Raw genomic sequence first — 11,438 nt, forward strand, 5'->3', positions numbered from 1 at the left:
TGGGATCCGACGGCGGGGAGCACGACCGCGGGGGCGGCGGAGCGCTTGCGGCGCCGGCTTCCCGCACCCTTGCCCGGTCCACGCCCGTCACCGGTAGCGGCGATCCTCCGCGAGATGAGCCAGTTGACGATTCCGAAGAGGACGATGATGAGGAACAGGAGCCAGGCGATCGTTGCGGCTTTGCCGAAGTTCTGCCGCTGGAAGGCCATCTCCCAGAGATAGAGGACGGTGGTCTGGAACTGGCGTCCGGTCCCACCCGCGGTCCGGGGATCGAAGAGCTTCGGCTCGGTGAAGATCTGCAGCCCTCCGATGGTGGCGGTGATGACGACGAAGATCATGGTGGGCCGGATGCTCGGCAGGGTGATGCTGTAGAAACGGCGGAAGGGTCCTGCGCCGTCGATGGCGGCGGATTCGTAGATATCCCGGGGAACGGCCTGCATGGCCGCGAGCAGGATCAGGGCGTTGTACCCGGTCCAGCGCCAGTTCACCATGGTGGCGATGGCGATGTGGCTGGGCAGGGTCTCGTTCGTCCACAGGATCCGGTCGATGCCGAAGCTCGAGAGGATGTTATTGATGAGCCCGTACTGCTCCCCGAACATGTTCGAGAAGATCATGGCGACGGCAACCGGGGTGACGATGTAGGGGAGCAGGATGCTCATGCGCCAGAACGTCTTGGCACGCAGGTTCTGGTCCAGGACCGCCGCTATGGTGATGGCGACGACCAGCTGCGGGATGGTCGAGAGCAGGAAGATGCTCACCGTGTTGAACAGCGAGTTCCAGAAGAAGCGGTCCTGCAGTACCTCGGTGAAGTTCCGGAGGCCCACGAACTCGCCCTGCCCCTTGAGCAGGTGCCAGTCGAAGAGGGAGACGAAGAACGTGTAGCCGAGAGGGAAGAGGCCCACGAGGGCGAACAGGATGAAGAACGGGGCTATGTAGAGGTACGGGGAGGCCTTCACGTCGAGGACGTTCAGGCGCTGGCGGAAAGTGGGTGTGGGCTTGCCGGCAGCCGGGCTGCTGGTTACCGGGCGGTTCAGTGTCGTGGTCATGAGGGTTCCAGACTCCATGGGGGCCTCCGGTGGTGCCGGAGGCCCCGCGGCCGGTGCTGCTAGTTGTTCACGACGAGGTCGTTGAGAAGCGTGATGGCTTCGTTCCAGGCCTCATCAGCCGTACCCGTGCCGTTGTCCAGGATCTTCAGTGCGGGTGCGAAGACGTTCTCCTGGATCACGGAGTCGTCCGGGCCCTTGAACTGGGCCACGACGCCTTCGGCACGCGATGCGAAGATCTCACCGTACGGAGCGTCGTTGAAGAGCTCGTTCGGTACGGCTGCTTCGACGATCTCCGCCTGGGCGTCCAGCGTGCTGGGGAAGTTGTTCGCGGCTGCGGACTGCTTGACCATCTGTTCGGGGTCCGTCAGCCATGCGGCGAGCTTCGCGGCCTCGGCGGGATGCTCGGAACTCTCGGGAACGGAGAGGAAGGCTCCTCCCCAGTTGGAGTTACCACCGGGGAAGACGTCGGCGACGTCCCACCCGGTCTCGGTGCCGCCACCGGCGGATTCCAGCTGTTCCTTGATGGTCCCGAGCATCCAGGCGGGGCAGACGTGGACGGCGAAGGACCCATCCACGAACGCCTTGCCCTTGCCCCAGTCGAACTGCTTCTGGTTGGCGGACAGGCCGTCGGCGGTGCCGGCGGCAAGGAGGTCGAACTGGGCGCGCATGGCCTCGTTGCCCTCGATGTTCAGCTCGCCGTCGGCGGTGTAGTAGCCCTCGTCCATCTGGTTCACCATCGAGTTCCAGACGAAAGCGGACTGGTCGTACCAGCCCTTGCCGGTGGTCTCGTTGTACTGGCGGCCCAGGTCGAAGTAGGTCTCCCACGTCGCGTCGTCGTCGCCGAAGAGTTCGGCGACCTCCTCGCGGTCGGTCGGCAGGCCTGCCGCTTCGAAGAGCTCCTGGTTGAAGCACAGGGCCTGGGGTCCGATGTCGGTACCGTAACCGATGACGCGACCGTCGGGGTCGGTGCCCTGCTCGAACTTCCAGTCGACCCAGTTGTCCTTGATGTCCGCGGCGCCGTGATCGTTGAGGTCCACGAACTGGTCGGACACCTCCATGATCTGGCCGAGCCAGCCCTCCTCGACGGCGACGACGTCACTCAGGCCGGAACCGGCCGCGAGTTTGGTGAACGCATCGACGCGGGCGTTGGCGCTTCCATCGATGTTCGTCGCCTCGATGGTCACTCCGGGGTTCTGCTCTTCGTATTCGGCGTACAGATCGTCGTAGCCGAACTGTCCGAACGTGGTGACGGAAAGCTCGATGGGATTTTCGGCGCTTGCCGGCTCGTCGCTTCCACCGCCTCCGCAGCCCGAGGTGACGATTGCGAGGGATGCTACGCCGGCGAGGGCGGTGATTCTTTTGAGTCGCGAGAGTTCCACGATCACTCCTTTGTGTGGGTTCGGCTGGGATGCAGGGGATGAGTTGAGAGAGCGCTCTCTGGAGTGTGGAACAACTGTATGTGCGGTGGATCACAACGTCAAGAGAGCGCTCTCTCAGCATTCGAGAAGTTCTCCACGGGGCTCAGCTCGGAGCGCCGGAAAGATTGTTGAGCGGTGCGGGCGCATGCAGCCGGCCGGTGCCCGTGTATGAACCGTGGGCACAGGGGCCTGCGCGAGTAGTGCCGGTGTCAGAGCTGCGGGACGTAGGGGCTGTGGGGCGACTTGATCGGCCTGGAGCCGGATTGCTGCAGTAGCTGTGAGTAGTCCGCCAGCGCGGTGGGCTCCGCTTCCTCTACGAGAAGCTTAGCTCCAGCTGATGTGTCGATGTAGGTGATCACCGGTCATTTCGCAGTTAAGCCACCAACTCTGTTGCGCCGCCACTGAGTAGTACGCGGGGCAGTTTCCGGAGATTGACGTAGCACTTGGCATCAGCCCGGAAAAGTAGGTAAACAACGTTCGTGGTGAAGAAGTTGCCCGTGGACTGCTTCGTCCACTTGCCAGAACTTGTTCCTTCGGGGGGCTCGGGCCGGGTCGAGGTACTCCGGGGGTTTGAACCACGGAATGCCCTGCCTCGATTCGACGATCCAATTGCCCTCGTGGATGACGTGGTGGTGGCGTGAACAGAGGAGGACGCCGTCAGTGATGCTCGTTGTTCCGCCCTTTGCCCAGGGGACGATGTGGTGGGCTTCGCACCAGGTGGCCGGGATCGAGCAGTCGGGATATGCGCAGCCCTTATCCCTTGCGACGAGTCCGCGGCGCATGTGCGCTGGAAAGAGCCGCTGTGCTCGCCCGATGTCGAGGATCTGACCCTGCCCACCGAGAACCAGCGGGATGATGTCGGCATCGCACGCTAGCTTGCGGATGCTGCGGGCGCTGATCTGCTGCCCGAAGACGGCGTGGCCGGCGCGTTCCATTTCACCCACGAGGTCCGAATAGCTGATGGTCACCATGACCTGGGGGCGGTGTCCGCCTGCTGCGGGAAGGCCGTCCGTCGACAGAGCGATCTTGCATGCGGAAACCAAGCCGTCGAGCAGGCTCTGCGGCCGTGTGGGGCGATCGTAACCTGCGTCGGATTCACCGTCCGACAGGCCGCGGCCGCCGCTTGAGTATCCTGTGCCGTTCGCCGGATGACCGCCTGCGTCATCCGGACCCGTATCCGCACCCGTTCCACCGGCCGCACGCTCAGTGGAATCTCCGCCACCGGTGGAATGCTCTTGATTCCCGCCGGTGCCAGCCTTTCCCCTCGGATTGGTTGCGGTGTTCATGACGGTGACAAGGTGCTCGAACTGTTCGTCGGTGGCGCCGATTTCCAGAAAGTGCAGCCCGTTCCGCCTGCCCTTGAGGAAGACACCCTGCCGTGCTTTCAGGACCTTTTCCGTGGGCTCCTGCCCATCCTGGTCCAGCACACCCTCCCAACGACGAGCGAGTACCCGAAGGATGTCTTCGTCGGATTCCACGGCCTGACGTGTGAGGTGGTGTTCCATCGAATCGAGTTGCAGCGGTGTTGCGAAGGACTGCACCCGCTGCACCGCATCGCAGATGATGGAAGCCGCACGTCCGCTGACGGAGCCTGAACTTACCGCATCGCCCAGCGTTTTCATCGGGGCGGGGGTTGCGGCACCACACCCCGCAGTATCGGGCAGGATGTTCCTCGCGAGTCTCAAGCGGCGGTTCGCCTCGCTTCGGCTGATGCCGAGTCGAGCCCGCAGGTAATCGGCGCAGTCCTTGAATTCCGGAAGCGCGGAGGCCTTGTTCTGCTGACCTGCATCCGCGGAGGTAATGGCGGAAAGTCTTCCGGACGCGCCCTCCGAAACCCCGTCGAAAGCGCCCTCCGAAATTCCTCGTAAGGGTTCCTCGGAAATGCTCTGCACCGCCCGTGCGAGGAGTGAACCTGCTGCCTGCCGCTCTCCGACAGTGGCAATGTCCTGGTCCTGGACGGCACGGGCTGCGACCACCTGCAGATAGTCCACGAGCTTTGCAATTTCCTCGATTTTCACGAGTGTTCGCACCGCGTCGCGCCTGCTGAGTGTCAGGTAATTCCCTGCCATTTCCTGCCCGAAATCGAGGAGATCGGACCGCATCGATTCCAGGAGAGTTTCGCTCTCTACGGGGCGCTCGAGCGGTGCGATGACCATGCCTAATTCTATCGAATCTATGTACTATTATCGAGAAATTTCGGCCCTCTGTGGAGGAAGGATGGCGGCACTATTCCTCCACAGGAAATCACGCCACCGAACCATAAAAGTGAGGGAGGAAAAACTAATCATCACTGATCAATGCGCACTCCTACGCTCGCGACCACGCCGCATTGCCGCGACGACGGTTCGGTCCTATCCTGGGGCAGAGGCGAACCCAGCGCCCAACCTTTTTGCCGGTACCCACGCTTCCGGCTTTCAGAAGGCAAAGGAGGTCAAGCCTCCGGGTAGTAGATCCAGTTCCTTTCGACGGTGCCGGCCGGTGTAGCGGTGCGTGGGGCTTCCAGCATCGGCTGTACTCGAAAGTGAGCGACATGGTTCAGAACAAGCACTTCAAGGCCCGAATCCGGGAACGCATGGCCAAGACCGGCGAGAGCTACACAGCGGCCCGTCGACACCTCCTGGCCACTTTGCCCGCTGCTTCGGTGACACCCGACGGCCTCTTGCCCGGATACCTGCCCCAAAGCAGCCGAACTCAACGCGCCGCCCGATTGTGGTCCTCCGTCCTGTCTCAGGCAGGAGTTGTTGATCCGATAACCGGGGAACCTTTCAGCGAAGCAATGCTGGCAGGGCTGGCCGGCGGCATCGGGTTCATGATGTTCACCTTCGAATACAAGGAGACGACGACGGCGACGGTCGTCACCCGCTTCCACCCCGGCCCCTACGTGGAAAACCTGATAATCCGTTCCGGGGCCGGGATCGAGCAGCTGGCCACCGGCAGCACGACAGTGGCCAGCACCAGGCTCGAGGCCGCTCTTGATACGGGCGTCGCCGTGATGGTTCGCGTTACTCCGAGCAGGTTGCGTTTGGAGGACACTCCGCCGTATGAAGAATCAGCGGATGTCGTGGTGGCCGGCCGGCATTCGGACAGCTATCTCGTCGACGACGGCGGCGGCCGGGTTCTGCCCGTCAGGGCTACTGACCTCGCGGCGGCCAGGGCGGGCCGGAAAGCTGACCGCCACTGGCAGGCCCATAGTGTCGAGGCGGCTTCAGGTACTCCCGCCGCCCATGAGTCGAACGTCCGCACCGCAGTTCGGCAAACGGCGGTAGCTCTGCTGGGCACGGCGGGCCAGGTAGGGATCTCTGAGCGTTTCAGCAAGAACTTCGGTGTCGAAGGAATCGGGACCTGGGCTGATCGCCTTCGTGACACACGGACCAAGAAGGGATGGCCTGCTCTTTTCGCCTACGCCACCCGCCGTGCTCCGGCACTGACCCAGATCCAGGAGTTTCTGTCCGGGGATGAATGGTCCGGACCCGGTGCGCTTCGGCCCTCCTACGCGGAATTCCTTCGGGAAGCGGCAGCGATCGATAGCCTTGAAGCCCTCCGCGACGTCGCCCCGCTCTACGACGCTCTGGGAGCCGGGTGGGATGAGTTGGCCGACCTCATCGATCCCGACTGCGCCGACGAGGAGCGAACCGAGCACTTCGCAGCGCTCGCCGAAAAACTGGACATCCTGGCGCAGGGCGAGCGATCGGCGGCAGAGGCCCTCCTGGCAGCTGCAAACTGAGAAACCGGTGCAGACCGTCGCGAACCGGCTGGTCCTTCTGTCCACGGAACTGGCGACCGCCTCAACCGGCTAGGTCAAGGTCAATCCCTTGGACTGGAAGATCAGCAGCGGCTTCCTCGCTGAGATGATCCCGCTTCAACTGCCCGCGGTCATCGGAACGGAGATCGCGGGAACAGTGGTCGACGCCGGTCCCGGGGTGACGGAATTTCGCATCGGCGCTCGGGTAGTCGGCTTCGCCGACAGCCGAGCATTCGCGGAATTCGCCGTCGCAGGGGCCGCACGCCTGGCCCGAATCCCTGAGGGCCTGACTGCCGAGCAGGCCGTGACCCTGGCGACAGCGGCGGAAACCGCTCTGCGCGGATTGAAACTGCTGGCACCCGCCCCGGCATCCGCCGTCGTCGTCAACGGTGCGGCCGGTGCCGTCGGAAGTGCCGTCGTTCAGATCCTCGTCGCGGATGGCCATACCGTCATCGGAACCGCCAGTCCGATCAACCACGACTATGTCCGGTCCCTCGGCGCGGAACCGGTCACCTACGGCACCACCATGCTTGACGAGATCACCACCGCCGCACCTCGGGAAATCGACGCAGCCTTCGATACCGCTGGGCAGGGCTTCATCAGCCGGATGGCCGGGCTGGTGCCGCCGAACCGCATGGTGACGATCACCGATTTCGCAGCCGGGGACCAAGGCGCCATCGTTGCCGGCGGCGACCCGCTGGCACTCACGGCTGAGACTCTTTCGCCCGTCCTCGACCTTGCCTCGCATGGTGCGTTCCGCACGAAGATCGCCCAGACGTTCCCCTTCGACCAGCTGACGCAGGCGCTTGCCCTCAGCCTGACCGGACATGGACGAGGCAAGATCGTGGTCCGCGGGGTCAGCCTGCACTGACGCCTGATCACATCCTGAAAACCTGACGGGAAGGCCGCGCAAAGATCAGTCGGCGACGCCGGTACCCAGCACGTTCCCGCTGGCGTCGAGGGCCTGCACCGCCACATAGGCTGCGTCCGCCGGAAGGGGGAGCTTGCTCTCGAAGGATTCCCGGTCCACGATTGCGCCCTCGGTGGCACTCGATTCGTCAGCTCCGGTCAGCAGGCGCCACTGTGCCACTTCAGTAGCTCCGTTCCATGACGCGTAGGCGGTGCGGACGCCGTCGTCGTCCTGGACCGCCACGTCCGGCGGTGCGGCGGGCACGCCGACCCACGGAGACTTATAGGCACGGTAGCTGCCGTCGCCGCCGAGCGACACGTCATAGATGAGCGCACCGTCGGCGGTGAATTCCGAGTAGAAGGGCTGGGCGCCCCAGCTGATCAGGACATTGCTGTTGGGGATTTCGTGAGTGTTGGCCATGCTTCCGGCGGTGCGGTCCTCCGGCGGGAGGTATTCGGTGACCACCGAAGCGGTCATCGCCTCCTCGTCGAGCTGGAGCCGCAGTCCGCGGGAGTTGTCCCCTGAGTCCTTGTTGGAGGCGTTGTCGAAGAGGGTCAGGGTGCCGTCGGAGGAGCGCTGGGCGTCGTGCTGCCAGGAGAACGCGGCGCCGTCCTCCAGGTCGAAGTCGTTGGCCGTCCCGCCCAGAACCCAGTCCAACTCCCCGGTGGTGCGGTCGATGCGGTAGATGGCGCTGGTGTGACGCGCGGAGACGAGGATGCCGTCGTCGTCCTCGGTGATCGAATTGACGTGCAAATAGTCGAAGGGACTTTCCTTCGTGCCCGTCGCCTCGTCGTCGTCCTGACCCGCCTCGAAGTCCTGGGTGCGCAGCGCCCCGCCGTCCCGTGCCGCGCCGAAGGCCTGCAAGGTGTCCGACACCGGGATGTGGTCCAGCGAGCTCCACTCGAAGAGGACGTCCCCGGTGGCAATGTCGATCTCCTGGATCACGGCTTCCTCGACCCAGCCGTCCGCCGGGCCGCCGATTTCCGAGAGGTCCGCCTCGGCCGGTTCGTAGGCGCTGATCAGCATGGTGTCCCGGGGCGTGATGGTCGAGTCGTGGAAGTCGGCGTTGTCGGGGGCCAGATCACCGCCGGTGGTGACGCTGGCAATCTCCTCGTAGGAGGTGTTCAGGATGGTGAAGGTTCCGTCTCCCTTGCCGCCGCCGCTGCTTCCCTCATACAGGGTGAGCACCGGTTCGCCCTGGTACTCCTGGACGCGGAGCTCGAACTGGTCGTCCTGCGAGTCGTCCGGGTCGGCGGGATTGATCCAGACAGGTTCTCCCGCTGCGTCCAGGACGAGCCCGCCCGTCGTCGGCGGTCGATCCGGAAAGCCCGGCGTGAGGAAGATGAGTTCCTCGACGGTCGAATAGGCCGGATCCCAGGCTTCGCCCTGTTCCAACTCGACGACGGGAGGGGCCAGATCGGGGCGACTGACGTAGCTATGGGACGGCGTCTCCTCGGTGTCCCCCTCCGCCGCGGTGCAGGCCGTCGCGGTCAGGACGACGGCGCAGACCGCCGCGAGCCTTCGGTAAGCAGGCTTATTGTCGGTGGTCATGATGAAAGTTTTCCCGGAATGGCCGGGGAGCGCAATCAATTCGTGACATTTGCTTATCCGACGGGGTCGTCCCGCTCGAAGTCCTAGGACGTCTCGATGTCCTTCGTGGCGTAGTCGAAGCGGAACATCACCGCGGTGTCGGAGAGCAGGCGTAGCTCGTGGTTGGCGCCGTCGAGCACGCCGAAAGCGCCGTAGTTCTCGTCCCAGGAACCGTTGACCACGATCTTGTACTGGTAAGTGCCGGCCGGCAGCTGAAGGGGCAGCTTCCACACGTTCTCGACGGCGTCGTAGTCGAGCTGCAGTCCACGGAGATTCGTGGTCCAGTGCCCAGCCTCGCCGAAGAGGGGATTGAAATCGCCGGCGAGTGCAACCGATTGCGGCTGGTCCTGCCAAGCGTCGTTGGTTGCCGGCTCTTCGGGCGCGACGACATTCTCTTCCGGTGCGGCGACGTGGGGTTCGCCGGAGGCCACGACGGCCTCCTCAACCAGCGCTGGCTGGTCCGGGTCTTGGGCCTGGTTTTGGTCCTGGTCGCCGGAGTCGAAGACGTGCGCGGACACTGGCGACTGGTCCTCCTGAACCTGCTCCGGTGCCTGCGGCACCTGCACGGGAAGTTCCTCCTGAACCTGCCCTGCCGCCAGCTCAGGCAACGGCTCGGGCACCGGCTCGAGCGCCGGCTCCGCCGCGGACTCTGCCGTCTGCCCTGCTACGGGCTCAGGCACCGGCTTGCCATTGACCGCAGCGTCGGCAAAGGCCTCGGCGTCGGGAAAAGCGGCGAGCGCGCGGACGCCCTCCTCGGTCGCGGTCCAGCCGCTACGGGCCTTAACAAGCCAGCCGGCCTTGACGAGCTTCGACGTCGCCGTCGTCAACTGCTTGTAACCGCGGGGCACACCGCTCGAGAGAAGCTCGGCCTCAGTGGCGTCGAACGGAACCTTCGCCACCGCCTGGGCCATCAACTCACTGGGGGCTACGGCGGTTCCCGACGACTGGTGGCTTGCCAGCAGGTCCAGGGTGGTGCGCAGTCGGACGTTGGTGTGATTCCGGGGGGCGATGGCGGTCTCCTTCGTGAGGGCGGGCGGCGGTTCCGATTTTATCGGATTCGTCGGCCATCGTCGTCAGCTCCCGGAGTATGACGCCCCCCGGACAGTCAGTTACGCCGCACAGTGACGAGGAGATACTCCCAGTCCATTGCAGTGCCGTCGTTCCCCGTACTGAATTCCGCAACGAGGGCGAGGAGATCGGCGTCGAGCGCGTCCACCCGCTCCGGCGTTGCCGCAAGCGACTTGTACACCGCGATCGTCGGGCCGTAGTTCGTCTTGAAGTAGGAGAGGAAGTCACCGGGCTCGGTGAACCGGTCGATCCGCACCGTCTTCCGGTCGGCCTCGAGATCGTGCACCTGCCCCTCGAACAGGGACTCCACATGCTCCCGGCGTCCCCACAGCGGAGGCGGCTGGGCGCCGGGAGGCGGCGGCGGAGCGTAGGGCTTCATGGTGGCGAACATCCGCCCGATGAACCCCTCCGGAGTCCAGTTGATCAGGCCGATCGTCCCTCCCGGGCGGCACACGCGCGCCAGTTCGTTTGCGGTGAGCTGGTGGTGCGGGGCGAACATCACGCCCACGCAGGACATCACGACGTCGAAGGCTCCGCTCTCGAAGGGCAGCGCTTCGGCATCGGCAACGGCCCACTCCAGGTTCACGCCCCTGCTCTCGGCGATGCGCTTGCCGGAGTCGAGGAGCTCGGGCGTCAGGTCCGACGCCGTCACGGTTGCTCCCGTCTCGGCTGCCGGAATGGCTGCGTTCCCGGTACCGGCCGCGACGTCGAGGACACGCTGATCTCCGTTGATGCCGCACTGCCGGACCAGGACCGGCCCGAGGCTGGGGATGAGTTCGGTGGCCACGGCTGTGTAGTTGCCCTGCGCCCACATGGCGCGGTGCTTAGCCTTCAACGCCTGGTCGGCGTCGGGGGTGATGGCTGTCGTGTCGGTCATGATTTCGTCCTCGGTTCTGGATGTTGCGGTGGGCCGGGTACGACGGCGGCCCCCGGGTTCGGCTGACGGGTCCAGTGTCGGCGTGTGCCGTGTGCACGGGCGTGTGATGCTGATCTTCCGCGTCTCGGAAGCGCGTCACCGCTGGTAGCGGCTGAAAGGCGCCAGCATCACAGCTGGTGACGCCGGACGAGGTGCTCGGCCAGCAGCGGATTGTCGATCCGCCCGGCGAGGAGCGGGATCGCCGCGGCTGCGGCGTCGTCCCCGAGGACCGCGCGTACCGAGTAGGCGCGGACCGTCAGCTCATCGTGGCCGTAGCGGCTGGAGAGCTCACCCAACTCCTCCGCGTAGCGGGCGGCACGGTGCGGCTCGGCGGAGAGGGCCAGGGCGCAGGCGAGGTCGAGGTTCCGGCCGCGGAACCAGCGGTACCAAGGGTCAGGCCGGAGGCCGCGGGCAATCCATGTCCGCGCGCCGGCGTCGTCGCCCCGTGCCATGAGCGCCGCGGCCTTCGCGTGTGTGGCGGCATCCAGGTAGCACCGGTCGCCGAAGGATTCGGCGAGCGCAGTGGCGTGGTCTGCGAGATCCTCCGCCACCTGCACGTCGCCCGCGGCGAGGTGTACTTCACTCCGGAGTGACTCGACGAAGGGCCGGAAGGCCGTCCAGTGCTCAGTGCCGACGATGCCGAGTGAGAGGTCCAGTTCCGACGCGGCGGCTGAATCGTCGCCGATCAGGAGGTGGACGCGGCCGAGCATGGCGCGGGCGAAGGCCTCCTGGCGTGCGGCTTGCGCCG

At 65.1% G+C, this 11,438-nt stretch carries 8 protein-coding genes and 1 pseudogene; 2 read left to right on the forward strand and 7 right to left on the reverse strand.

Annotated features, from left to right (window positions below):
* The 3 genes from Y705_RS18530 to Y705_RS18535 form a co-directional block, all read right to left on the reverse strand.
* Window positions 1-1,046 (reverse strand): carbohydrate ABC transporter permease (locus Y705_RS18530; protein WP_081737923.1); only part of this gene is annotated, 1,046 nt, incomplete at its 3' end.
* Between the two features lie 59 nt (window positions 1,047-1,105).
* Window positions 1,106-2,425, reverse strand: coding sequence for an ABC transporter substrate-binding protein (locus Y705_RS0108710; protein ID WP_026532587.1), 1,320 nt, complete (start codon window positions 2,423-2,425; stop codon window positions 1,106-1,108).
* A gap of 488 nt (window positions 2,426-2,913) precedes the next feature.
* On the reverse strand, window positions 2,914-4,620 hold the full coding sequence (locus Y705_RS18535) for an HNH endonuclease signature motif containing protein (protein ID WP_049822501.1): 1,707 nt from the start codon (window positions 4,618-4,620) through the stop codon (window positions 2,914-2,916).
* 374 nt (window positions 4,621-4,994) lie between these two features.
* Here Y705_RS18535 and Y705_RS0108725 point away from each other — a divergent pair, with 374 nt between their 5' ends.
* Entirely contained in the window at window positions 4,995-6,188 is a 1,194-nt protein-coding gene (locus tag Y705_RS0108725; RefSeq protein WP_026532588.1) for a DUF4872 domain-containing protein, read from the forward strand.
* 88 nt (window positions 6,189-6,276) lie between these two features.
* The gene (locus Y705_RS18540; protein WP_049822503.1) at window positions 6,277-7,077 is read left to right on the forward strand and encodes an NADP-dependent oxidoreductase; all 801 of its coding nucleotides are present in this window, start codon (window positions 6,277-6,279) and stop codon (window positions 7,075-7,077) included.
* Window positions 7,078-7,122: 45 nt separating this feature from the next.
* Here the strand turns inward: Y705_RS18540 and Y705_RS0108735 are convergent, their stop codons facing one another.
* The 4 genes and pseudogenes from Y705_RS0108735 to Y705_RS22290 form a co-directional block, all read right to left on the reverse strand.
* Window positions 7,123-8,667 carry an arylsulfotransferase family protein gene (locus Y705_RS0108735; protein WP_026532589.1) on the reverse strand — a complete coding sequence of 515 codons (1,545 nt, stop codon included), beginning with the start codon at window positions 8,665-8,667 and terminating at the stop codon, window positions 7,123-7,125.
* Window positions 8,668-8,750: 83 nt separating this feature from the next.
* Window positions 8,751-9,605 carry a pullulanase X25 domain-containing protein gene (locus tag Y705_RS0108740; RefSeq protein ID WP_155849988.1) on the reverse strand — a complete coding sequence of 285 codons (855 nt, stop codon included), beginning with the start codon at window positions 9,603-9,605 and terminating at the stop codon, window positions 8,751-8,753.
* Window positions 9,606-9,811: 206 nt separating this feature from the next.
* Window positions 9,812-10,651, reverse strand: coding sequence for a class I SAM-dependent methyltransferase (locus Y705_RS0108745; protein WP_026532591.1), 840 nt, complete (start codon window positions 10,649-10,651; stop codon window positions 9,812-9,814).
* Between the two features lie 167 nt (window positions 10,652-10,818).
* Window positions 10,819-11,438: pseudogene (locus Y705_RS22290) on the reverse strand (SARP family transcriptional regulator); the annotation flags it as partial.

Origin of the sequence: Arthrobacter sp. H41 (genome assembly GCF_000520535.1) — a bacterium.
Taxonomy (GTDB): domain Bacteria; phylum Actinomycetota; class Actinomycetes; order Actinomycetales; family Micrococcaceae; genus Arthrobacter_D.

What these genes read in the sequence shown, in the direction of transcription:
- Y705_RS0108725 (WP_026532588.1), top strand. Translation starts at nt 4,995, where the DNA reads ATGGTTCAGAACAAGCACTTCAAGGCCCGAATCCGGGAACGCATGGCC.
- Y705_RS18535 (WP_049822501.1), bottom strand. Translation starts at nt 4,620, where the DNA reads ATGGTCATCGCACCGCTCGAGCGCCCCGTAGAGAGCGAAACTCTCCTG.
- Y705_RS0108745 (WP_026532591.1), bottom strand. Translation starts at nt 10,651, where the DNA reads ATGACCGACACGACAGCCATCACCCCCGACGCCGACCAGGCGTTGAAG.
- Y705_RS0108735 (WP_026532589.1), bottom strand. Translation starts at nt 8,667, where the DNA reads ATGACCACCGACAATAAGCCTGCTTACCGAAGGCTCGCGGCGGTCTGC.